This window comes from Mesorhizobium sp. P2_D1 (assembly GCF_056404455.1).
The window spans coordinates 1-21,540 of the sequence record NZ_JBFUDZ010000061.1 but is presented as its reverse complement, the minus strand read 5'-3'; the positions used below and the strand labels follow the sequence as shown (position 1 = coordinate 21,540).

22 protein-coding genes are annotated in these 21,540 nt (G+C 62.6%); 10 read left to right on the top strand and 12 right to left on the bottom strand.

Going from position 1 to position 21,540, the window contains the following annotated elements:
• Window positions 1-6: 6 nt before the first annotated feature.
• From AC1D0I_RS28280 to AC1D0I_RS28265, 4 genes are all read right to left on the bottom strand, one after another.
• Window positions 7-531, bottom strand: a complete 525-nt coding sequence (locus tag AC1D0I_RS28280) for a DUF4142 domain-containing protein (RefSeq protein WP_477399267.1) — start codon at window positions 529-531, stop codon at window positions 7-9.
• Between the two features lie 106 nt (window positions 532-637).
• On the bottom strand, window positions 638-1,312 hold the full coding sequence (locus AC1D0I_RS28275) for an RNA polymerase sigma factor (RefSeq protein ID WP_477305928.1): 675 nt from the start codon (window positions 1,310-1,312) through the stop codon (window positions 638-640).
• A 101-nt stretch (window positions 1,313-1,413) separates the two neighbouring features.
• Window positions 1,414-2,499, bottom strand: coding sequence for an HPP family protein (locus AC1D0I_RS28270; protein WP_477399265.1), 1,086 nt, complete (start codon window positions 2,497-2,499; stop codon window positions 1,414-1,416).
• Window positions 2,500-2,667: 168 nt separating this feature from the next.
• Window positions 2,668-3,837, bottom strand: coding sequence for a cystathionine beta-lyase (locus tag AC1D0I_RS28265; protein WP_477399263.1), 1,170 nt, complete (start codon window positions 3,835-3,837; stop codon window positions 2,668-2,670).
• A 328-nt stretch (window positions 3,838-4,165) separates the two neighbouring features.
• Here AC1D0I_RS28265 and AC1D0I_RS28260 point away from each other — a divergent pair, with 328 nt between their 5' ends.
• Together AC1D0I_RS28260 and AC1D0I_RS28255 are read left to right on the top strand one after the other, a co-directional pair.
• Complete coding sequence (locus tag AC1D0I_RS28260) at window positions 4,166-4,801, top strand: DUF1326 domain-containing protein (protein ID WP_095086166.1); 636 nt, start codon at window positions 4,166-4,168, stop codon at window positions 4,799-4,801.
• A 9-nt stretch (window positions 4,802-4,810) separates the two neighbouring features.
• Window positions 4,811-5,701, top strand: a complete 891-nt coding sequence (locus AC1D0I_RS28255) for a DUF2182 domain-containing protein (RefSeq protein WP_477399261.1) — start codon at window positions 4,811-4,813, stop codon at window positions 5,699-5,701.
• A 76-nt stretch (window positions 5,702-5,777) separates the two neighbouring features.
• Here the strand turns inward: AC1D0I_RS28255 and AC1D0I_RS28250 are convergent, their stop codons facing one another.
• Window positions 5,778-6,125 (bottom strand): hypothetical protein, encoded by a 348-nt coding sequence (locus AC1D0I_RS28250; protein ID WP_143748784.1) that lies wholly within the window; start codon window positions 6,123-6,125, stop codon window positions 5,778-5,780.
• Here AC1D0I_RS28250 and AC1D0I_RS28245 point away from each other — a divergent pair.
• From AC1D0I_RS28245 to AC1D0I_RS28225, 5 genes are all read left to right on the top strand, one after another.
• Entirely contained in the window at window positions 6,124-7,152 is a 1,029-nt protein-coding gene (locus AC1D0I_RS28245) for an amino acid ABC transporter substrate-binding protein (protein ID WP_095086162.1), read from the top strand. The two genes, AC1D0I_RS28250 and AC1D0I_RS28245, sit on opposite strands and share 2 nt — an antisense overlap.
• A gap of 62 nt (window positions 7,153-7,214) precedes the next feature.
• On the top strand, window positions 7,215-8,402 hold the full coding sequence (locus AC1D0I_RS28240; RefSeq protein ID WP_477399259.1) for an amino acid ABC transporter permease: 1,188 nt from the start codon (window positions 7,215-7,217) through the stop codon (window positions 8,400-8,402).
• 4 nt (window positions 8,403-8,406) lie between these two features.
• A complete protein-coding gene (locus AC1D0I_RS28235) occupies window positions 8,407-9,564 on the top strand; it encodes an amino acid ABC transporter permease (RefSeq protein ID WP_477399257.1) in 1,158 nt (385 codons plus the stop codon).
• 79 nt (window positions 9,565-9,643) lie between these two features.
• The gene (locus AC1D0I_RS28230) at window positions 9,644-10,393 is read left to right on the top strand and encodes an amino acid ABC transporter ATP-binding protein (RefSeq protein WP_184872215.1); all 750 of its coding nucleotides are present in this window, start codon (window positions 9,644-9,646) and stop codon (window positions 10,391-10,393) included.
• Window positions 10,394-10,508: 115 nt separating this feature from the next.
• Window positions 10,509-11,177 carry a TIGR02117 family protein gene (locus AC1D0I_RS28225; protein WP_477399255.1) on the top strand — a complete coding sequence of 223 codons (669 nt, stop codon included), beginning with the start codon at window positions 10,509-10,511 and terminating at the stop codon, window positions 11,175-11,177.
• Window positions 11,178-11,217: 40 nt separating this feature from the next.
• Here AC1D0I_RS28225 and AC1D0I_RS28220 read toward each other — a convergent pair whose 3' ends face one another.
• Both AC1D0I_RS28220 and AC1D0I_RS28215 read right to left on the bottom strand, forming a co-directional pair.
• Complete coding sequence (locus tag AC1D0I_RS28220) at window positions 11,218-12,456, bottom strand: FAD-dependent monooxygenase (RefSeq protein WP_477399253.1); 1,239 nt, start codon at window positions 12,454-12,456, stop codon at window positions 11,218-11,220.
• A 19-nt stretch (window positions 12,457-12,475) separates the two neighbouring features.
• Window positions 12,476-12,721 carry a zinc-finger domain-containing protein gene (locus tag AC1D0I_RS28215; protein ID WP_095086137.1) on the bottom strand — a complete coding sequence of 82 codons (246 nt, stop codon included), beginning with the start codon at window positions 12,719-12,721 and terminating at the stop codon, window positions 12,476-12,478.
• 239 nt (window positions 12,722-12,960) lie between these two features.
• Between AC1D0I_RS28215 and AC1D0I_RS28210 the strand changes: the two genes are divergently transcribed.
• Both AC1D0I_RS28210 and ppx read left to right on the top strand, forming a co-directional pair.
• The gene (locus tag AC1D0I_RS28210; protein ID WP_477399251.1) at window positions 12,961-15,162 is read left to right on the top strand and encodes an RNA degradosome polyphosphate kinase; all 2,202 of its coding nucleotides are present in this window, start codon (window positions 12,961-12,963) and stop codon (window positions 15,160-15,162) included.
• Window positions 15,162-16,697, top strand: coding sequence for an exopolyphosphatase (gene ppx / locus AC1D0I_RS28205; protein WP_477399249.1), 1,536 nt, complete (start codon window positions 15,162-15,164; stop codon window positions 16,695-16,697). The genes AC1D0I_RS28210 and ppx overlap by 1 nt, the downstream gene beginning before the upstream one ends.
• Window positions 16,698-16,745: 48 nt before the next feature.
• Here ppx and AC1D0I_RS28200 read toward each other — a convergent pair whose 3' ends face one another.
• From AC1D0I_RS28200 to betI, 5 genes are all read right to left on the bottom strand, one after another.
• Entirely contained in the window at window positions 16,746-17,150 is a 405-nt protein-coding gene (locus AC1D0I_RS28200) for a DoxX family protein (protein WP_477305944.1), read from the bottom strand.
• A gap of 160 nt (window positions 17,151-17,310) precedes the next feature.
• Window positions 17,311-17,730 (bottom strand): DoxX family protein, encoded by a 420-nt coding sequence (locus tag AC1D0I_RS28195; RefSeq protein ID WP_477399247.1) that lies wholly within the window; start codon window positions 17,728-17,730, stop codon window positions 17,311-17,313.
• A 180-nt stretch (window positions 17,731-17,910) separates the two neighbouring features.
• Entirely contained in the window at window positions 17,911-19,308 is a 1,398-nt protein-coding gene (gene fumC / locus AC1D0I_RS28190) for a class II fumarate hydratase (RefSeq protein WP_477399245.1), read from the bottom strand.
• A gap of 126 nt (window positions 19,309-19,434) precedes the next feature.
• Window positions 19,435-20,193 (bottom strand): SDR family NAD(P)-dependent oxidoreductase, encoded by a 759-nt coding sequence (locus AC1D0I_RS28185; RefSeq protein WP_477399243.1) that lies wholly within the window; start codon window positions 20,191-20,193, stop codon window positions 19,435-19,437.
• Between the two features lie 67 nt (window positions 20,194-20,260).
• On the bottom strand, window positions 20,261-20,920 hold the full coding sequence (gene betI, locus AC1D0I_RS28180; RefSeq protein ID WP_477226344.1) for a choline-binding transcriptional repressor BetI: 660 nt from the start codon (window positions 20,918-20,920) through the stop codon (window positions 20,261-20,263).
• Between the two features lie 82 nt (window positions 20,921-21,002).
• Between betI and AC1D0I_RS28175 the strand changes: the two genes are divergently transcribed.
• Window positions 21,003-21,540, top strand: a 538-nt coding sequence (locus AC1D0I_RS28175) for a glycine betaine ABC transporter substrate-binding protein (protein ID WP_477399241.1), incomplete at its 3' end; no start/stop codon positions are given.

Below are 21,540 nucleotides of genomic sequence, written 5' to 3'. Positions count from 1 at the left end.
CCTGTCCTACTTCAGTATGCCGGCGACATGTTCGGCATGCTGCTCATGGCCCTGGAAGATCTTCAGGCCGGTCTCCAGCAGGCTCTTCAGTTCGGTATTGCTGGCCGACGGGATGAGCAGCGTTTCGAGAGCGCCGTTGACCTGCTTGTGGTAGGCAACCTCGTTGTCGACATAGGCCTTGTCGAAGGCGGCACCCTCGAGCTTGGCAAGCTTGGCCCTCTCTTCGGCGGCCGCCTTGCTCAGCGCCTGGCTGGTGGCGTTGTCTTCCGGCGTCACCTTGAGCTTCTTGACCAGGTCGAGCGCCTGCACGTTCACGGCTTCGTGGTCGCGCACCATGTCGTTGGCGAAATCCACGACGTCCTTGTTCTTCGATTTCTCGATCGCCAGCTTGGCGGCTTCAATGTCGATGACCCCGGCCGTGTAGGCGATGTGGGCGATCTGTGGGTCGGTCGGCTTGTCGGCCGCTTGCGCGAACGGGGCAGTGCCAAGCAGCAGCATGGCGGCCAGGGCAGCGGTGTGTCGGATAGGCATGGCATCTCCTTCGCCCGGAGCGGAAATCGCGCCGGTCAGTGTTTTCTCGGTTGACGGTCATTGGATGCCGGGCAGCGGCAAACGTTCCCAAGGAATCGGCGAAAGGTCAGCTTTCCAGGCCGAGCCGCCGCATCACGGCGCTGGTCAGCCTTTCGCAACGTCGGCCGGCGAAGGGGAACGCATCGAGCAGCACCGGCCCGATCTGGTCGTCCAGTGCCTTGCGTACCAGGGTGCGGGCGCGGTGCAGCCTTGTCTTGACGGTTTGTGGCCGGACGCCGAGGAGATCGGCGGTCTCTTCAATGCTCAGCCCCTCGATCACCCGCGCCACGAACACAGTCCGGTAGACATCGGGAAGGCTGTCGGTGGCCCGTTCGACCAGCTGGAGGATCTGCCGTTGCGCCATGGTCCGTTCCGGATCGTCGCTGGGGTTGAGGGGGAACCGGATGATCTCGGCTTGCGGATTTTCCGGCATTGCCACCGTCCTGCGTCTTTTGCGCAGTCGGCCGAGCGCCTCGTTGATGACGATGCGCGACAACCATGTGGCAAGCGAGGAGTCGCCGCGAAACGCATCGAGATGGGCGAAGGCCCTGACATAGGCCTCCTGCACGATGTCCTCGGCCTCGCTGTCATTGCGCACCACGCCGCGGGCGATGCGGTAGAGCCGCTGGTTGTGCATCTTGATGATGGTGCGGAAAGCGTCGCCCTCGCGCGCCAAGGCGCGTCGCACGAGCTGCATGTCGCCTGAAGCGACAGAAGGCATGGCCGTCAAGACAGCAGGCATGGCCAGTTCCTCAACCCAATCCCGGACCGAAACCCGATTGAGAGATTGGATGGCATTGCCGGCAAAAGGTTCCCGGCCATTTTTGCCGGGTCCGGCGGCGGCTACCGTACCGCTTCCGGCGAGGACTTGTCAGCAGCCTGCAGACGCGCCGTGGCCGCCAGCAAATCGGTCTGCGTGATCAGCCCGAGAATGCGCTTGTCGTCGTCCACGACGATGACCGCATGACTGCGGCCGTCGGTGAGTATCGGCAGGAGACCCATGGCTGCGAAATCGGCGGCGGCTGTCGCCGCGGGCGATATCACGGATCCCACCGTGCCGGAGGCCAGCGCCAGTTCCCGCAGTCCTACGGTGCCTGCCAGCCTTGCCTCTGCGTTGACGACCGGCAAGGTACGGATGTTGTGGTCCAGCAGCAAATGGCGCGCCGCCTCGGCGGAGGTGTTTTCGTCGACCGAGATCACATCGCGCGACATGATGTCCTCGCACAGCAGGCCCTTGTGCGCGCGCACCATCGCCTGCAATTCGACTTGCCGCAGCAGCCGGTCGAGATCATTGCGATCGATATCGAACGTCTCGTCGAGCGCGCTAAGCGCGGCATCGATGTCTTCGGGCTGGAAGCCGACGCGCAACTGCGCCGGCGGATCGACGGTGCCATGGCTGTTCGTCGGGGGAATCGGCACGTGCGGGTAATTGCGACGGGCCAGCTTGTGGAAGCCGTAGCCCAGCGCCACCAGCAGAAGCGAGTTCAATGCCACCGGCACGAATGGAAACAGGAAGCCGGCGCTGATGACGGCAGGCCCTCCCAACACTGCCGTCAGGGCAGCCGCCCCGCCCGGCGGATGCAGGCAGCGCGTGAACGACATGGCGGCGATGGCAAGCGCCACCGCGACGCCGGTGGCAAGGGCGGTTTCGTGGATGAAATGCGCCACGATCACGCCGACCAGTGCCGATATCGTGTTGCCGCCGATGATCGACCATGGCTGCGCCAACGGGCTGGCGGGCACCGCGAACAGGAGTACGGCCGAGGCTCCCATCGGCGCCACCAGCAGCGGCACGTGCGGGCCGTTACCGAGCACCAGACCGCCGATCGCGCCGGTCAGTGCAATGCCGATCGTCGCGCCGATGCAGGCGATGATGCGCTCGCGCAGCGTCGCGCCGGCAAGAATCGGAACAAAAAGGCGAAAGGCCATGGGAGTCGGAAACTCTGCCGGTATGCCAGAGGGAAGTCGAAACCAGATGATCGCACCGCAATGACGCGGCATTGTCGGATTTGAAAGCCAAATTGATCCGTAAAGGCGCGGTTATGAGAAATAGAATTCCGTGATTTGCCGAATCAGTTGGGCTGGTGCCCCGATCGCTCAGGCAGAAGCCGCGGCGGTCAGGCCGCGCAGAATGTCGGCCTTCAGGTCGTCGACGTCCTCGAGGCCGATTTGGAGGCGGATCAACGGGCCTTCATACGGGCCCTTTGCGACAACGCGGTCGGCGAGCCAGACCGGCACCGCAAGGCTCTCATAGCCTCCCCAGGAATAGCCGAGGCCGAAGATCTGCAGCGCGTCGAGGAAGGCGTGCTGCTGCTTCTGGCCGCCGCCGGCAAGCACGATGGAAAAGATGCCGCTCGAGCCGGAGAAGTCGCGCTTCCAGAGGCCGTGGTCCGGATGGCTGGGAAGGGCCGGGTGGAGCACGCGCGCCACGCCCTTCTGGCCCTCGAGCCAGGAGGCGATGGCGAGCGCGCTGCGCTGATGGTGCTCGAGGCGCACGCCCATCGTGCGCAGGCCGCGCAGCACCTGGTAGACATCGTCGGGCCCGGCGCAGCAGCCAAGCGTGCAGAAGCTTTCGTAAAGATGCTTCCAGCAGCCTTCGTTGGCCGAGACCGTGCCAAGCAGCACGTCGGAATGGCCTGCCGGATATTTCGTCGCCGCGTGGATCGAGATGTCGACGCCGTGGTCGAGCGGGCGGAAATACAGCGGCGTCGCCCAGGTATTATCCATCATGACGATGGCGCCTGCGGCATGCGCAGCCTTGACGATGGCCGGGATGTCCTGCAGCTCGAACGTGTTGGACGCCGGCGATTCCGTGAACACCACCTTGGTATTGGGCTTGATCAACGCAGCGATGCCGGCGCCGACATGCGGGGCATAGTACTCGACCTCGACGCCCAGCCGCTTCAGCATGGTGTCGGCGAAGTTGCGCGTCGGGTGATAGACGGAATCGACGATCAGCAGGTGGTCGCCCGCCGAGACGAAGGCGAGCAGCGGCACGGTCACCGCCGCAAGGCCCGATGGCACCACGATCGTGCCGGCCGACCCTTCCAGTGCATCTATGGCGTGGGCAAGGGCATCGGTCGTCGGCGTGCCACGCGTGCCGTAAGTGTATTTCTGGCTGCGTGCCGCCATCGACGCCGCGTCGGGATAAAGAACGGTCGAGGCGTGCACCACCGGTGGATTGACGAAACCGAAATAGTCATGCGGGTTGTTGCCCGAATGGGTAAGCCGCGTGTTGATACCCAGTCGGTCGCCGTCTTTCGCCATTCTTCTTCGCCTTGTTCGACAAGGCGCTAGCCATAGTGCGACGGCTTTGGCCGCGCAACCGACCTGCACCCGCCAGGCAACCGACTTCGGATGTACCAAGTCGTGTCTGGTGAAGTGGCRCACAGTCTTGCCCGGTCCGAACGCATTGCGCTCTTGGCCGTTCGGCTATTGAGGACGGCCGGGAAAGATATATGATTGATTCCTAATATTTTCCCGGACTGCCTTGATCAGATGCTGCCGGATGATCCTTCCCGGTTGACCTCCTGATCCCCTGCGATCCGGGCATCTCGCTTGCAGAGCAGTGAATGCAGCCAAGGGGAGGAATGCCATGACGAACGTCAAGTGGATGATCAAGGCGCGCGAGTTCGTCAACTGCAACTGCGCCTATGGCTGCCCCTGCCAGTTCAACGCCTTGCCGACGAATGGATTCTGCCGCGCGGTGGTCGGCGTGGAAATCGAGAGYGGCTATCACGGCGACACCAAGCTGGATGGCTTGCGCTTTGCCGGTGTCTTCCGCTGGCCCGGCGCAATTCACCACGGCAGGGGTGAGGCGGCAGTGGTCATTGACGAGCGGGCGACCGAGGCGCAGCGCGGAGCGCTGCTTCGCATTCTCAGCGGTGAGGACACCGAACCCGGCGCGACCATATTCCAGGTCTTTTCGACCACATTGGAGACAGTCCACGATCCGATCTTCGCGGCAATAGACTTCGAAGTCGACATCGATGCCCGAGCCGCTCGCCTGCACGTGCCGGGCGTAACCTCGGGCCGCGGCGAGCCGATCAAGAATCCCGTCACCGGTGCGGAGCATCGGGCGCGCATCGACCTCACGCATGGTTTCGAATATTCGCTTGCCGAGGTCGGGCGTGGCTGGACCAAGGCGACCGGCCCGATCAAGTTCGAACTGGCGGACTCGCACAGCCATTTCGCCAATTTGCACCTCTCGCAAAGCGGCATCGTGCATTGAGCTGATCCAATGATCGACACGGCTCTTGAGGCGGTGCTGCGGCGCGACCGCACAGTCGTGACGGCCGCGCTCGTCATCATAGCTGTGCTCGCATGGGTCTATGTGCTGTGGCTCGCGGCCGACATGACCATGCAGCATGCTGCCGCCCCGAGCGCGGCAGTTGGCGATATGGCTGGCATGGACATGTCAGGCACCGATGCGGGCGATATGGACATGTCGGGCATGGACAGGGGTGGCATGGACATGGGCGCCACGATGGCGCCCGGTTTCCGCGCCTGGGCGCCAGCCGACTTCGCTTTCATCTTCGCCATGTGGTCCGTGATGATGGTTGGCATGATGACGCCGTCGGTCGCGCCGATGGTGCTGCTTTATGCCGGGGTCGGTCGCAAGGCGCGGGCGGGCGGGCAGCCCATCGCGTCGACTGCATGGTTTTTCACCGGCTATCTGCTGGTCTGGGTTGCCTTCAGCGTGGCCGCGACCGGCGCGCAATGGCTGCTGGCCAGTCAGGCTTTGCTGAGCCCGTTGATGGCAACCAACAGTACGGTTCTCGGCGGCCTCGTCCTGATCGCGGCCGGCCTCTATCAATGGACGCCGATGAAGGGCGTCTGCCTGCAGCAATGCCAGGCACCGATCGCATTTCTGGCCAGTCATGGCGGGTTCCGCTCCGATCCGCTTGGTGCGCTTCGATTCGGGATCGTTCATGGCGCCTATTGCCTCGGCTGTTGCTGGGCGCTGATGGCGCTCCTGTTCGTCGGCGGCGTCATGAACGTGTTGTGGATCGCCGGCATCGCTATCCTCATTCTCCTGGAAAAAACCGTCCCGACCGGGCAGTTGATCCCGCGCATCTCCGGCACGCTGATGGCGGCAATCGGCGTCTGGCTGCTCGTCCAAGCATCCTGAGCATGCGCTTCTCCCGTTTCCGGCATGCCATGCGACCGGATTGCTCGTCATGCATTTAGTCTTTGGGTACTCCAATTCATTCCGGGATATTGGTGGCGCGTAGTAAATCCGCGGGACAGATTTCGCCGGCATGGTCCGGATCCGCGGCCAACCGGACTTGCCGATTTTGTTTGCGCGGCTTGCTAATTTTCGGACGCTCTTGGCTGCAATTCAGGCATTTGCGGCCGTTGGTTTTCAAACTCTTTGGAATTCGGTCATTTTCCTTGACCTCACCGGAATTATCGCCTTCGATGCCATTCGTGAATGGGAGGCGGCGCGTCGGTTGCGATGCGGGGTTCCGGGTATGGGCCGGAATGGGAGCTGCGTTCACACGGGAAAAGATCAGGGTTTGCCTGAAAAACAGAGAAAAGGGTCTGTGGGTCATGAAACATATTGCTATCAGCATTCTTGGCGCCGCCACGCTTGGGTTGATGGCGTCAGCCGCCTCGGCAACGACGCTCGACACAGTCAAGGCGAAAGGCTTCATCCAGTGCGGTGTCTCGACCGGCCTGGCTGGCTTCTCGGCGCCGGACGACAAGGGTGACTGGCAAGGTATCGACGCGGATTTCTGCCGCGCAGTCGCGGCCGCCGTCTTCGGTGACGGCACCAAGGTCAAGTTCACGCCGCTCAGCGCCAAGGAGCGGTTCACCGCGTTGCAGTCCGGCGAGGTCGACATCCTGTCACGCAACACCACCTGGACCATCAATCGCGACACCGCGCTTGGCCTGAACTTCGTCGGCACCACCTACTATGACGGCCAGGGCTTCATGATCAACGCCAAGAAGCTGCCCGGCGTCAATTCCGCGCTGCAGCTTTCCGGTGCCGCTGTCTGCGTACAGAGCGGCACGACCACCGAGCTCAATCTCGCCGACTATTTCAAGGCCAACAAGATGGAGTACAACCCGGTCGTCTTCGAGAAGCTGGAAGAGGTCAACGCCGCCTATGATGCCGGCCGTTGCGACGTCTACACCACCGATCAGTCGGGTCTTTATGGTATTCGCCTGACGCTGGGCGCGCCGGCCGACCACGTCGTGCTGCCCGAGATCATCTCGAAAGAGCCGCTCGGACCGGCCGTGCGCCAGGGCGACGACCAGTGGTACCACATCGTCAAGTGGACCTATTTCGCGCTGCTCGACGCCGAGGAGCTCGGCATCACCAAGGCCAATGTCGACGAAATGAAGAACTCCGCCAGCCCGGAGATCAAGCGCGTGCTCGGCCAGGAAGCCGATACCAAGATTGGCACCGATCTTGGCGTCTCAAATGACTGGGTCGTCAACATCGTCAAGGCCACCGGCAACTACGGCGAAATGTTCGACCGCAATGTCGGCTCGGGGAGCCCGCTCAAGATCGCCCGCGGCATCAACGCGCTATGGACCAAGGGCGGCCTGCAATACGCTCCGCCGATCCGCTGATCGAAATGTGATCCGGAAGGCAGATCGTCTGCCTTCCGGTTTCTCTTTCAGGGGACGGTCGAATGGCATCGCAGGAAGTTCTTCGCGAGGAGCCAAGTCGCGCTTCTCTCATAAATGATCCAAAAGTCCGCAGCATTTTCTATCAATGCCTGGTCGTCGCCTTGCTGGTGTCTGGTGTCTGGTGGATCGTCCACAACACCATCGTGAACCTGACGAACCTGCATATTGCCTCCGGCTTCGCCTTTCTGAGAGGCCGTGCCGGCTTCGATATTTCCGATACGGCGATCGCCTACACGTCGGACTCCACCTATGGCCGGGCCATCATCGTCGGCTTGATCAACACGCTGATCGTCGCATTTGTCGGCATCATCACCGCCACAATCATCGGCTTCGTCATCGGCATCGGCCGCCTGTCGCAGAACTGGCTGATCCAGAAGATCTGCACGGTCTATGTCGAGGTCTTCCGCAACATCCCGCCGCTGCTGGTCATTTTCTTCTGGTATTCCGGCGTGCTTGCCGTGCTGCCGGCGCCGCGTGACAGCTATCACCTGCCCTTCGGCTCCTTCCTCAACCAGCGCGGCTTCTATTTTCCGCGCGCCGTGTGGGGCGACGGCTCCTGGCTGATCCCGGTGGGGCTGCTTGTCGGCATCGCCATGGCGTGGTTCGTCGCGCGCAAGGCGCACCAGCGGCAGATGGCGACCGGCCAGCAATTCCCGGTGTTCTGGACGTCGCTGGCGCTGATTGTCGGGCTTCCGCTGCTCGCTTATGTGCTGAGCGGTTTCCCGGTGACCTTTGATTTTCCTAAGCAATCGACTTTCAACCTGACTGGCGGCTTCGTCGTCAAGCCGGAATTCCTGTCACTCTATCTGGCGCTGTCCTTCTATACCGCCGCCTTCATCGCCGAGATCGTGCGCGCCGGCATTCGCGGTGTTGCCAAGGGCCAGAGCGAGGCCTCGTCAGCCCTAGGCCTGCGTGCCGGTCAGGCCTTGCGGCTGGTGGTTGTGCCGCAGGCCATGCGCATCGTCATTCCGCCGCTGGCCAGCCAATATCTCAACCTGACCAAGAATTCCTCACTCGCCATCGCCATCGGCTATCCCGACCTGACGGCAACCACCGGCACGGTGCTCAACCAGACCGGCCAGGCGGTCGAATGCGTGGTCATCATGATGGTGATCTATCTGGCCATCAGCCTTCTGACCTCGCTATTCATGAACTGGTTCAACGCCAAAATGGCGCTGGTGGAGAGGTAAGGACATGCAAGAACATGATATGTCCTGGGTTCGCACCGAAATGGCACTGGCGCAGCCGGCGCCGGCCGGCGTCACAGGCTTCAGCGCCTGGGTGCGCAAGAACCTGATTGCGTCGACGGGCGACACCATTTTGACCATCATCGGTTTCGCGCTGGTGGTGATGATCCTGCCGCAGATCATCAACTGGGCGTTCATCAACGCCGTGTGGACGGGACCTAACCGGACCGTGTGCGCCACGGTGGCGCAGGGCGGTATCCAGCCGGATGGCTGGTCCGGCGCCTGCTGGGCCTTCGTCAACGCCAAGTTCGGCCAGATCATGTTCGGCACCTATCCGGTCGAGGAGCGCTGGCGGCCGATCCTGGTTGGCATATTGCTGGTCGTGCTCATGGTGCCGATGTTGATGCCGAGCGTGCCGCGCAAGGGTCTCAACGCCCTGCTGCTGATCGTCGGTCTCCCGATTGTGTCGTTCTTCCTGCTGGTCGGTGGCGCGTTCGGTCTGGAACATGTCGAAACGGCGCGCTGGGGCGGCTTGCTGGTGACGCTGTCGCTGTCTTTCGTGGCCATCGTCGTATCGTTGCCGCTTGGCATCGTGCTGGCGCTTGGCCGTCGCTCCAAAATGCCGATCGTAAAGATGCTGTGCGTCATCTTCATCGAAGCCGTACGCGGCATTCCGCTGATCACCGTTTTGTTCATGGCCAGCGTCATGCTGCCGCTGTTCCTGCCCCCGGGCGTCACCTTCGACAAGTACCTGCGTGCGCTGATCGGCGTGTCGCTGTTTGCCGCCGCTTATATGGCTGAAGTGGTGCGCGGCGGCCTGCAGGCGATCCCCAAGGGTCAGTATGAAGGCGCCGATTCGCTTGGCCTTGGCTATTGGCAGAAGATGTATTTCATCGTCATGCCGCAGGCACTGAAGCTGGTCATCCCAGGCATCGTCAACACCTTCATCGGCATGTTCAAGGACACCAGCCTTGTCACGATCATTTCGATGTTCGACCTGCTCGGCATCGTCAAGCAGAACTTCTCCGACGCCAACTGGGCGACGGCGCAGACCGCCAAGTCGGGTCTGATCTTCGCCGCCTTTGTCTTCTGGCTGTTCTGCTTCGGCATGTCGCGCTATTCAATGTACACTGAACGCCGACTCGACACCGGCCACAAACGCTAAACAAAAAGAACAAGGGGATCCTGTCATGACAACCGAAAATGCTGTCAGCGCGGAAGAGATCAAGGTCAACGCCGCCAAGATGCACATCTCCGACACCGATGTCGCCATCGACATCGTCGCCATGCACAAATGGTATGGTGAGTTCCATGTGCTGAAGGACATCAACCTGAGAGTGATGCGCGGCGAGCGCATAGTCATCTGCGGCCCGTCGGGCTCCGGCAAATCGACGATGATCCGCTGCATCAACCGTCTGGAAGAGCACCAGAAGGGCAAGATCATCGTCGACGGCAAGGAACTGACCAACGATCTGAAGAAGATCGACGAGGTGCGCCGCGAGGTCGGCATGGTGTTCCAGCACTTCAACCTGTTCCCGCATCTGACCATCCTGGAGAACTGCACGCTGGCGCCGATCTGGGTGCGCAAGACCCCGAAGAAGCAGGCCGAGGAAATCGCCATGCATTTCCTCAAGCGCGTCAAGATCCCGGAACAGGCCAACAAGTATCCCGGCCAGTTGTCCGGCGGACAGCAGCAGCGCGTGGCGATCGCCCGTTCGCTGTGCATGAACCCGCGCATCATGCTGTTCGACGAGCCGACCTCGGCGCTCGATCCGGAAATGATCAAGGAAGTTCTGGAGACGATGGTCGGCCTTGCCGAGGAAGGCATGACCATGCTGTGCGTCACCCACGAAATGGGCTTTGCCCGCAAAGTCGCCAACCGCGTGATCTTCATGGACCAGGGCCAGATCGTCGAGCAGAACACGCCGGCCGAGTTCTTCGACCATCCGCGCCACGAACGCACAAAGCTGTTCCTGTCGCAGATCCTGCACTAGGCCTTCGATAACCAGGAAGAGCCCGGCTGAAACAGTGCCGGGCTCTTTTGCGTATGGATGAGCAGGAGGCGGGCGGTTCGTGTCGCGCCGGGGTGCGTTTGCAAGGCCGCCATTCATGAAAAAGCTGGGACGTTTTCTAGGCCTGCCGTTGATCGTCGTTGCGTTCGCTGTGACGCTGGGCGCTCTCGTGCCGCGGCCGCTGTGGCCGCCGGCCGTCGCCAATCCCGCCAACACGCGCCATATCCTGGTGCTGAACAACCCGATCCACACCGACATCGCCATCCCGGTCGACGAGAGGGTGCGCCGGCGGTTCCATTTCCTGGTCGACGCCGGCATCCCAGCCGATGGTCCGGAAGTTCGCTACTTCGTCTTCGGCTGGGGCGGTCGCGCCTTCTACCTAGAGACGCCGACATGGTCCGAGCTCAAGGCCGTCCCGGTGATGAAGGCACTGACCCTCGACGCGTCGGTCATGCATGTCGATGTTGCTGGCGCCATAGTCGAACCGCATCCGGATGTCGCCGGCTTCGACATCGGCGAGGAGCGTTTTGCGGCACTGCTCGATTTCATCGATGCGAGTTTCCAACGGGGGCCGCAAGGCCCGCTTCTCGTTCCGGGCGCGGCCTATTCCAGCTTCGACCGCTTCTATGAAGCCAACGGCCATTTCAACGCGCTGGTCGGCTGCAACACCTGGACCGCGGCGGCCTTGCGCACCGCCGGCTTGCGCACCGGCTGGTGGAACCCGCTGCCGGCTTCGCTCGGACTGTCGCTGCGGCTTTACAATTAGCACCGCTCAACGGGCGGGCATCCGGGCTATGCCCCAGCTTTCAGCGCCGGATGATTTTCTGCGCCTGCCAGCCATAAAGCCAGTCCAGATCGGCGGCGAGTTTTTCAGACGAGCGCATTTTCAGGAACAGATTGCGTGCGATGGAGACTGGACCCGCGGCATGCCAGGCGAGGCGGTTGAGGGCGCCACGACGGGCGACCCTGGCGACGCGCGGCCGTCGCAGGTTCTCCCAGATTTGAAGACCTTGTGCCGGATCGCCGGGCAAGTCCGCAACGACATCCGCAAGCGCGGCCGCATCTTCGATCGCCATGGCGGCACCTTGCGCCGCGAACGGCGTCATCGCATGCGCCGCATCGCCGATCAGCGCGATGCGGTCGTTCGTCCAAGGCTGCTTACTCTCGACCGTATGGATCGGCCACGCCGTCCACGGGCCGGCCTCCTCGATCAGACGAGCAAGTGCTGCGGCGGTACCGCGCAGCGCACTGGTCAAAATCCCAGCGTTGGCATTGCCCGACCAACCCTCGGCAATGCGTTCGCCCCTGGTGAAGGCGACAAGATTGAAGGCAGCACCTTTGCTGACGGGATAGGCGACCATGTGGAAGCCGGGATGCAGGAAGGTCGTGACGCAATCGGTGACGCCGATCGCGGCGAAGGCTTTTCCGGCAGCGCTGTCGGCGGGAATGGTGGCACGCCAGGCCAGTTCGCCCGAAAAGTGACTTCTTGGCGAGGCCGCTCCCTTGGTTGTGTCGACAAGCCCGCGCACCGATGACCAGACGCCATCGGCGCCGACCAACAGCAAGCCCTCGGCCTCGATGGTCTCGCCGTCCATCTCGGCAGCCACTGTGACACCATGGCTGCCTCCGGCAACGCCGCTGACATGTGCGCCGGGAGAAAGAACAATGTTCGGCATCTCGGCAACGCGCGCAGTCAGTGCGCTCTGCAAGTCAGCCCTGTGAGCAACGAGATAGGGTGCCTGCCAGCGGGCTTCGGCGGCTTGTCCCAGCGGCACGCGTGCCAGTTCGCGCAACGTCGCGGCGTCCTTCAACACCACCGCTTCCGGCCGCACCGCTGCCGGCAGCAGCCGGTCGAGCGCGCCAAGCTGGCGAAGAATGCCTGTTGCGTTGGGAGAAAGCTGGATGCCGGCGCCTGCGGCTTCCAGGCGCTGCGCCTGTTCGAACACCTGCACGCGGTAGCCGCGTTCGGCGAACGCCAGCGCGGCGGTCAGCCCGGCGACACCCGCCCCGGCGATGACGATTTGCCGGGACCGCGTGTTGTCCATCGGGCTTGCCGCGAAGGAATCAGGCGGCCTGGTCGATGTAGATACAGCCTGCCGGCAGCGTTTCTGTCGCCTTCAGCTTGGACGAATAGCGGTAGAGCGTCGAGCAATAGGGGCAGACCTTTTCGTTGTCGTCGCCCATGTCGAGAAACACATGCGGGTGGTCGAAAGGCGGGTTGGCGCCCGTGCACATGAATTCCTTGACGCCGATGTCGATCGCCGGGTGGCCCGCATCGTTCTGAAAATGGGGAATGGAACCGCCTGCCATCGTCGTCGTCTCCTTAACGCAGTCTCTTCTGCATCTGGATCATAACCGGTCTCTTTGCAAGTTCGATGAAATCAAACTGTCGCAAAAGCCTGTCAGAGGATAAGTTAAGCCGGTTAAGGCAATGACCCCGAAAACGGAATCGGGTTACGGAGAGGGTCAGGCCTCGCTTCAGGGCACCTGCGGCGCATCCGGGAAGGTTACGTCGCTCGGCGGCGGAGCGTGAGGGAAGAGCAGGAAAAATGAACGAACTGAAGCCGGTGCAGAGCGAATTCGTGAATGTCGAGGTGGCTCGCCCGGAGGGCGGCAACCCGGATCGCTTTGTCAACCGGGAGTTTTCCTGGCTGCAGTTCAACCGGCGCGTTCTCGAGGAGTCGCTGAACCTCAATCATCCGCTGCTGGAGCGCGTCCGTTTCCTGTCGATCTCGGCGGCCAACCTCGACGAGTTTTTCATGGTCCGCGTCGCTGGTCTTGCCGGCCAGGTGCGCGAGGGCATCACGCTGAAGAGCCCTGACGGCCGCACCCCTGAACAGCAGCTCGAGCAGCTGCTGCGGGAGGTCGAACGGCTGCAGGAAGACCAGCAGAAGAGCCTTTCGGCACTCATCGTGCTGCTCAACAAGGAAGGCATCGAGAGCATCACCCGTGATGCACTGACCAAGGACGAAAAGATCTGGCTGGAAGACCATTTCCAGGAGCAGGTGTTTCCGGTGCTGACGCCGCTGTCGATCGACCCGGCGCATCCGTTCCCGTTCATCCCCAATCTCGGTTTCTCGATGGCGCTGCAATTGCGCCACCGCAAGAACGGCGAAGAGATGAGCGCGCTTCTGCGCCTCCCTGTGGCGCTGAAGCGCTTCATCCGTTTGCCGGACCGCAAGCACCATGTCCGCTTCATCCCGCTGGAAGAGGCAGTCGGCCTCTATATCGGCAAGCTGTTCCCAGGCTATGAGGTCAAGGGCTCCGGCACGTTCCGCATCATCCGCGACAGTGATATCGAGGTCGAGGAAGAATCCGAGGATCTGGTGCGCCTGTTCGAGACGGCGCTGAAGCGCCGCCGCCGCGGGTCGGTGATCCGCATCGAATTTGACGTCCTGATGCCGGCGGAACTGCGCGAATTCGTTGCCGGCGAGCTAGGCGTATCGTCGAGCCGCATCAGCGTTCTGACCGGTCCGCTGGCGCTCAGCCAGATTTCCGAGATCGTCGCCGTCCCGCGCGACGACCTCAAGTTCACGCCCTACAATCCGCGCTTTCCCGAGCGCATCCGCGAGCACGGCGGCGACTGCTTCGCCGCTATTCGCGAGAAGGACATCGTCGTCCATCACCCCTACGAATCCTTCGATGTGGTGGTTCAGTTCCTGCGCCAGGCGATGGCCGATCCGGAAGTGGTGGCGATCAAGCAGACGCTTTACCGTACTTCCAACGACAGCCCGATCGTGCGCGCGCTGGTCGATGCGGCCGAGGCCGGCAAGTCGGTGACCGCGCTGGTCGAGCTCAAGGCGCGTTTCGATGAGGAAGCCAACATCCGCTGGGCGCGCGACCTGGAGCGCGCCGGTGTGCAGGTCGTGTTCGGCTTCCTCGAGTTGAAAACCCATGCGAAAATGTCGCTGGTGGTGCGGCGCGAGGACGGCAAGCTGCGCAACTATGTGCATCTCGGCACCGGCAACTACCATCCGGTCACCGCGCGCATCTACACCGATCTGTCTTTCTTCACCACCGATCCCACGATTGCCCGCGATGTCGCCCAGCTCTTCAATTTCATCACCGGCTATGCCGAGCCGACGGATGAAATGCGGTTGGCAATCTCGCCGTTCACGTTGAGAAGCCGCATCTTGAAGCATATTGCCGACGAGATTGCTCATGCGGTGGACGGGAGGCCGGCGCGCATCTGGATGAAGATGAACGCGCTTGTCGATCCGATCATCATCGACGCGCTCTATGACGCCAGCCGTGCCGGCGTCGAGATCGACCTCGTCGTGCGCGGCATCTGCTGCCTGCGGCCGCAGGTGCCGGGCCTGTCGGAAAATATCAGGGTCAAGTCGATCGTCGGCCGTTTCCTGGAACACAGCCGCATCTATTGCTTCGGCAATGGCCATGGGCTGCCATCGGACGAGGCGATCGTCTACATCTCTTCGGCCGACCTCATGCCGCGCAATCTCGACCGACGCGTCGAGACCATGGTGCCGATCACCAATCCAACTGTGCATGAACAGATCCTGGGCCAGATCATGCTGGGCAACATCATGGACAATCAGCAAAGTTTCGACGTATTGGCTGATGGAACCTCCCGGCGCGTGGTGCTGGAGGAGGGCGAGGAACCGTTCAACGCGCAGGAATATTTCATGACCAATCCGAGCCTGTCGGGACGGGGTGACGCGCTGAAGTCGCACGCGCCCAAGCGCATCGCGCAGTTCAAGCGCCGCAAGAAGAACGCTGCAGCGTCCACCTGATGCTGTCTGATTCCCAGGGCCGGTTGCAGGACCGCCGACCGCTATCCATCATCGACATCGGGTCGAATTCGATCCGCCTCGTCGTCTATGAGGGGCTGGCGCGCTCGCCGACCATGCTGTTCAACGAAAAGATGCTGGCCGGCCTCGGCCGCGGCATCGTTTCCACCGGTAAGCTCGACCCCGAGGCGGTGACCCGCTCGATGGAGGAATTCCGCCGCTTTCGCGCGCTCTCCGACCAGGCCGGCGCCGCGCATATGTATGTGCTGGCCACCGCCGCGGCGCGCGAGGCGATCAACGGTCCCGATTTCATCCACCGTGCCGAGGATGTGCTCAAGACCGAGATCCGGGTGATCAGTGGCCGCCAGGAAGCCTATTATTCGGCGCTCGGCGTCATTTCGGGCTTCCATCCGGCCAATGGCATCGCCGGCGATCTGGGTGGCGGCAGTCTCGAACTGGTCGACGTCAACGGCGAGGCGATCGGCGACGGCATAACGCTGCCGCTTGGCGGCCTGCGCCTGCAGGACATGGCGAAGAACTCGCTGACCCAGGCGGCCAAGATCACGCGTGACGAACTGTCGAGGGCCAAGCTGTTGAAAGGCGGGCAGGGCAGGCCCTTCTACGCGGTCGGCGGCACCTGGCGAAATCTCGCCCGGCTGCACATGGAAATGACCAATTATCCGCTCGGCGTCATGCACCATTACGAGATCAGCGCCGACAGTGCGACGAACTTCCTCAAGCAGGTGGCCAAAGCCGAGATCGAGAAGGTCAAGGGCATCGAAGGCGTTTCGAAGAACCGTCGTTCGCTGCTGCCTTATGGCGCCATCGTGCTGCAGGAGATCATGGCGGCGATGCAGCCGTCGAAGATCATCGTGTCGGCGCTCGGCGTGCGCGAGGGCTTTCTCTATTCGCTGCTCGACCAGGCCGAGCAGAAGGCCGATCCATTGATTTCGGCGTCGGAGGAACTCGCCCGGCTGCGCTCACGCTCCGTCACCCATGCGCATGAACTTGTCGACTGGACCGCCAGGACCTTTGCCGCCTTCGGCATCGACGAGACCGAGGACGAGGCGCGCTATCGCCACGCCGCCGCATTGCTGGCCGACATCGGCTGGCGCGCGCATCCCGAATATCGGGGCAAGCAGTCGCTCAACATTATCGCGCACGCGTCCTTCTTCGGCGTCGACCATCCCGGCCGTGCCTTCCTGGCACTGGCCAACGCCTATCGTCACGACGGCATCTTCAACGAGGCCATCGCACCCGAGATCAAGGCGCTGGCTTCGCCGCGTTACCTGGAGCGGGCACGCGTGCTGGCGGCGATGATGCGCGTCGTCTACCTGCTCACGGCATCGATGCCTGGCATCATGCCCCGGCTGAAATGGGAACAGCGCGGCAACGGCGTGCTGGCGCTGGTGCTGCCTGCATCTCTGGCCGACCTCTATGGCGAACGGCCGGCCGGCCGCCTGGCGCAACTGGCAAGGATCACCAACCGCCGGCTGGTGCTGGCCGTCGAGGGCGGCCCAAGCGTTTCGGTGAAATAGAGCGTTTCGGTGAATTCGGTGAAATCGAGCGTATCCGTCAAATAGGCCTTACGCCGAACCACGCCCGTCGGCCGACCAGGCACCGGCGCCCGCCATCGCCAGCGCCAGGAAGCCGCCCGCAATGGCGATGTCCTTCATCAGCATCTGCGAATGCAGGAAGGCAAGCATCGCGTCGTCGCCGCCCTGGCCGTAATGGCCGATGAAACCAGCGACAATGCAGAATGCGGCGAGCAGCAGCGCGGTGATCCGGGTCTGGAAACCGGCCAGGATGAGCAGCCCGGCGATCAGTTCGAACAAGCCGGTACCCCAGGCGGCGAGCGTCGGCAGCGGTAGGCCAAGGCTGGCGAAATAGCCTGTCGTGCCGACAATGTCGGAAAGCGCGTGGAAGCCGGAGGGTACGAACAAGGCGGCAAGCAGCAGCCGGGAAAGCAGAAGCAGTGCGTTACGAGGCATGCTGTCGTCTCCGATGTCGATCGAGCAGGGGCGGCTGAGACCGTTCCCCATCCCGACGCCACGATCCTAACAGGAACTGGTTCGCTGGGATGCATGGACAGACAACGAAAGAGGGGCGCGGAAAATTCCGCGCCCCTCTTTTCTCTGATTGCTTCTGGCTTCAGCCGCGCTTGGCATCAACCGAGTAGGCGCCGGCACCCGAGGTGGCCAGCACGATGAAGCCGCCGGCAATGCCCAGATTCTTGAGGAAGTTGATCATCTGCATCTGATCAGCCCAGCCGGTGTGGGCGACCAGCGCTGTGGCGACGGTGAAGATAGCGAGCACCCAGGCGGCAATCCGGGTCTGGAAGCCGACAAGTATGGCGGCGCCGCCGAGAAGCTCGATCAGGCCGACGATGATGGCCGTCGCGGTCGGTACGGGCAGGCCGAGGCTGCCGAAATAACCGGCTGTGCCGGCGATCGCGGTGAGCTTGCCGAAACCTGAAAGCAGGAAGATGGCGGCAAGCAGGACGCGGCCGAGGAGGATGGTGACTGAGGCATTGGAAGCGCCGGAACCGGCGACTGAAGTGTTGATGGACATGGTGGCTCTCTCTGGGAAGGGTTCAATGCAACCCAGATAGAGCAAGCTGACTGTTCACCAAAGCCGCCAGATTGGCGACACATTGTTCACAGCGCTTACGTTTCCGTGAGCGGGCGGCTTACGCAAAATTCGCGTCGAGTGAGGTCGTGACGCGAGTAAATTCTCCCGTTGCCAAATGTCTTACCCCGGGTGCGTCATATCCTCCGGCCGCACCAGCCGGTCGTAGTCGGCTTCGCTGACCAACCCCGTGGCCAGCGCTTCCTCGCGCAGCGTGGTGCCCTTCTTGTGCGCGGTCTTGGCGATCTTTGCGGCATTGTCATAGCCGATGGTCGGCGCCAGTGCCGTCACCAGCATCARCGAGCGGTCGAGTGCCGCCTTGATGTTGTCTTCGCGCGCCTCGATCCCGACGACGCAATTGTCGGTGAAGGAGACCGAAGCGTCGCAGAGCAACTGCACCGACTGCAGGAAGTTGTAGGCCATCAGCGGATTATAGACGTTGAGCTCGAAATGGCCCTGGCTGCCGGCGAAGGTGAGCGCGGCATTGTTGCCGAACACCTGCACGCAGACCTGGGTCATTGCCTCGCACTGGGTCGGATTGACCTTGCCCGGCATGATCGACGAGCCCGGCTCGTTCTCCGGCAGCGACAGTTCGCCGAGGCCCGAACGCGGGCCGGAACCGAGGAAGCGGATGTCGTTGGCGATCTTGAACAGGGCGGCGGCGCAGGCGTTGATCGCGCCGTGCGAGAACACCATGGAATCGTGGGCTGCCAGCGCCTCGAACTTGTTCGGAGCGGTTACGAAGGCAATGCCGGTGATGGCGGCGATGCGATCCGCCACCCTGTCGGCGAAGCCGACCGGCGCATTGAGGCCGGTGCCGACGGCGGTGCCGCCCTGCGCCAACTCCTGCAGGCCGGGCAGCGTCAGCTCGATGCGCTTGATCGACGAAGCGACCTGCGCGGCATAGCCCGAAAATTCCTGGCCGAGGGTGAGGGGGGTTGCATCCTGCGTGTGCGTGCGGCCGATCTTGATGATGTGGGCGAAAGCCCGGCTCTTGGCGTCCAGCGCCTTGTGCAGGTGCTTCAGGGCCGGCAGCAAATCGTGCACGATGCGCTCAGCGCAAGCGATGTGCATGGCCGTCGGATAGGTGTCGTTCGACGACTGGCTCATGTTGACGTGGTCGTTGGGATGCACGGGCTTCTTCGAGCCCATGACGCCGCCCAGTATCTCGATCGCCCGGTTGGAGATCACTTCGTTGGCGTTCATGTTGGAYTGCGTGCCSGARCCGGTCTGCCAGACGACCAGTGGGAAATGGTCGTTGAGCTTGCCGTCGATAACCTCTTGCGCTGCCTCGACGATGACCTTGCCGATCGCCGGATCGAGCCGCTTCAGTTCCATGTTGGCTTCCGCCGCGGCCCGCTTGACGATGCCGAGCGCGCGCACGATCGACGCCGGCTGCTTCTCCCAACCTATCTTGAAATTCGCGAGCGAACGCTGGGCCTGGGCCCCCCAATAACGATCGGCGGCGACTTCGATGGGGCCGAACGTGTCGGTTTCGGTTCTGGTCTTTGCAGCGGTCACGGGTCTCTCCTTGTCGAAGTCGGCAACGGCGTATCGCGTTGCACAAACGGCTTCAAGCGGAGATTGCGGGCAGGACGGATGCAAATCGGTTGAAGCGCTTGCCCCCTCGATGGGAGAGCCGGACGCTCACCCGGCCGTGTATCCGCCGTCGATCGCAAAGACGCCGCCGCTGGTCCAGGCGGCCTCGTCGCTGGCGAGATAGACCGCGATGCCGGCCAGATCGTCGGGGCGGCCGATGCGGCCAAGCGGATAGCTCCGCTCGACATAGGCCGTCAGCTCCGCCTTTGCCTCGGCCGGCAGGGTGTCGACCGTGCTGCGGCGCATGGCGGTGTCGACCGTGCCGGGCGCGATGGCATTGACGCGGATGCCGCGCGGGCCGAGTTCGAAGGCCAGTGATTTGGTCAGCGAGTTCACCGCGCCCTTCGACAGCGAATAGAGGCTCGACGGCCGCTTCGGGATCATCTTGTTGGCGAAATAGGACGAGATGTTGATCACCGACGCGCCTGCTACCAGATGCGGCAGCAGAGCCTGAGTGAGGAAGAACACCGCCGTCACATTGAGTGCGAAGGATTGCCGGAACTGCTCCTCGCTGACGGTCTCGAATGGCACCAGGAAAGCCACCCCGGCATTGTTGACTAGGATATCGAGCGGCCGACCGGATTTTTTCACGTGCCCGGCCACGGCTTCTATGCCGGCGCTGGTGGCGAGATCGGCCGACAGCGTCTCGACATTGCCGCCGAGCTGCTTGGCCGCGGCATCAAGTTTTTCGGTGTCGCGGCCGACGATCAGGACATTCGCACCCTCACGCGAAAAGGCCTCGGCGATCGCAAGGCCGATGCCGTCCGATCCACCGGTAACCAGCGCGCGCTTGTCGTGAAGTCTCATTCTACGCTCCGAGGCAGCTTGGCCATCGAGAGCACCGCATATAAGCGGCCGCGGTCAAGCCATCGGCCTATCCGACGGTATGAACTTCGACCGCCGGCTCTCGCATGGGTTCCCGAATGGCGAGCCGTCCCGCGACATAGTTCTTGACCTGGCGGACCGCCTGTTCGCGCGAGACGCTGCCTGGCTGCAGGCCGAGCCGCAGCCAAAGCCCGTCGATCAATGCGGTGACGCCAAGCGCGATGTCGTCGGCATCCGCCGGCGAGGCAAGGCCGCGCAGGCCGGACAACAGGTTCGAGCGCATGCGCGCGTGGATCACTCTCTGGATACGCGCCATCTTCTCGTCGCGCGGCACCTCGGCGCAGAGCGAAAGCCAGGCATGGCACAGAGGCGGCTGAAAAAGATGCGGTTCGAAATTGCCCTCGATCACGGCATCCATCCGCTCCATCGGGGTGATCGCCCGGCGAAGGCGCGCAATCACCGCCTGACACAGGACGGCGTTGGCTTCGCGCATCGCGTGCTCGAACAACTCCTGCTTGTTGCGGAAATAGTGCAGCACGATTCCCTTCGAGGCGCCGGCCTGGGCCGCCACCTTTTCCAGCGTCGCGCCGGCAATGCCTTCGCGCTCCAGCACCGCGAACGCCGCCTGCCGCAGTTCCTTGCGGCGTATCTCGCTGAGACGCTTGAGTTTCACCGGATCGATCCATGCATTGCGATTCCACATTGACATTTTCGTCCGCACAGATCAACTATTGACCAATGGGACAATAAAAAGACCAATTGGTCAATTGTCGAAAATGAGGAGAACCGAAATGTTCCGCATCCTTGCGAATGGCGTCTGTCTCGCTGCCCTGGCGTTGGCCTGTTCTGCGGCTGAAGCTGCCGAGGCCGAACAGTGCAGGGCGGTCCGTATGGCCGAACCCGGCTGGAACGATCTGGCCTTCACCACCGGCGTTGCCAATGTCCTGCTGGGTGCACTCGGCTACCAGCCACAGAGCTCGGTGCTAGGCATCAACGTCATCTATGAAGGCATGAAGAACAACGATCTCGACCTGTTCCTCGGTTATTGGAATCCGGCCATGGTCACCTATTACGAGCCCTACAAGAAGGATGGCTCGGTCGAAGACGTGCGCGTCAATCTGGAAGGCGCCAAATACACCTTCGCCGTGCCGACCTACGTCTGGGACGCCGGCGTCAAGGATTTTGCCGACCTGCACAAGTTCGCCGACAAGTTCGGCAAGAAAATGTACGGCATCGAGCCCGGCTCGAACCAACTGATGATGGATGCCATTGCCGATCCCTCGCTTGGCCTCGACGGCTGGCAGGTCGTCGAGTCGAGTGAAGCTGGCA

Coding starts and splice junctions, on each gene's coding strand:
- AC1D0I_RS28240 (WP_477399259.1), top strand. CDS start 7,215: ATGGCATCGCAGGAAGTTCTTCGCGAGGAGCCAAGTCGCGCTTCTCTC.
- AC1D0I_RS28250 (WP_143748784.1), bottom strand. CDS start 6,125: ATGACCCACAGACCCTTTTCTCTGTTTTTCAGGCAAACCCTGATCTTT.
- AC1D0I_RS28230 (WP_184872215.1), top strand. CDS start 9,644: ATGCACATCTCCGACACCGATGTCGCCATCGACATCGTCGCCATGCAC.
- AC1D0I_RS28225 (WP_477399255.1), top strand. CDS start 10,509: ATGAAAAAGCTGGGACGTTTTCTAGGCCTGCCGTTGATCGTCGTTGCG.
- AC1D0I_RS28210 (WP_477399251.1), top strand. CDS start 12,961: ATGAACGAACTGAAGCCGGTGCAGAGCGAATTCGTGAATGTCGAGGTG.
- AC1D0I_RS28275 (WP_477305928.1), bottom strand. CDS start 1,312: ATGCCTGCTGTCTTGACGGCCATGCCTTCTGTCGCTTCAGGCGACATG.
- AC1D0I_RS28280 (WP_477399267.1), bottom strand. CDS start 531: ATGCCTATCCGACACACCGCTGCCCTGGCCGCCATGCTGCTGCTTGGC.
- AC1D0I_RS28235 (WP_477399257.1), top strand. CDS start 8,407: ATGCAAGAACATGATATGTCCTGGGTTCGCACCGAAATGGCACTGGCG.
- ppx (WP_477399249.1), top strand. CDS start 15,162: ATGCTGTCTGATTCCCAGGGCCGGTTGCAGGACCGCCGACCGCTATCC.
- AC1D0I_RS28195 (WP_477399247.1), bottom strand. CDS start 17,730: ATGTCCATCAACACTTCAGTCGCCGGTTCCGGCGCTTCCAATGCCTCA.
- AC1D0I_RS28220 (WP_477399253.1), bottom strand. CDS start 12,456: ATGGACAACACGCGGTCCCGGCAAATCGTCATCGCCGGGGCGGGTGTC.
- AC1D0I_RS28215 (WP_095086137.1), bottom strand. CDS start 12,721: ATGGCAGGCGGTTCCATTCCCCATTTTCAGAACGATGCGGGCCACCCG.
- betI (WP_477226344.1), bottom strand. CDS start 20,920: ATGTCAATGTGGAATCGCAATGCATGGATCGATCCGGTGAAACTCAAG.
- AC1D0I_RS28255 (WP_477399261.1), top strand. CDS start 4,811: ATGATCGACACGGCTCTTGAGGCGGTGCTGCGGCGCGACCGCACAGTC.
- AC1D0I_RS28185 (WP_477399243.1), bottom strand. CDS start 20,193: ATGAGACTTCACGACAAGCGCGCGCTGGTTACCGGTGGATCGGACGGC.
- AC1D0I_RS28200 (WP_477305944.1), bottom strand. CDS start 17,150: ATGCCTCGTAACGCACTGCTTCTGCTTTCCCGGCTGCTGCTTGCCGCC.
- AC1D0I_RS28270 (WP_477399265.1), bottom strand. CDS start 2,499: ATGGCCTTTCGCCTTTTTGTTCCGATTCTTGCCGGCGCGACGCTGCGC.
- AC1D0I_RS28265 (WP_477399263.1), bottom strand. CDS start 3,837: ATGGCGAAAGACGGCGACCGACTGGGTATCAACACGCGGCTTACCCAT.
- AC1D0I_RS28245 (WP_095086162.1), top strand. CDS start 6,124: ATGAAACATATTGCTATCAGCATTCTTGGCGCCGCCACGCTTGGGTTG.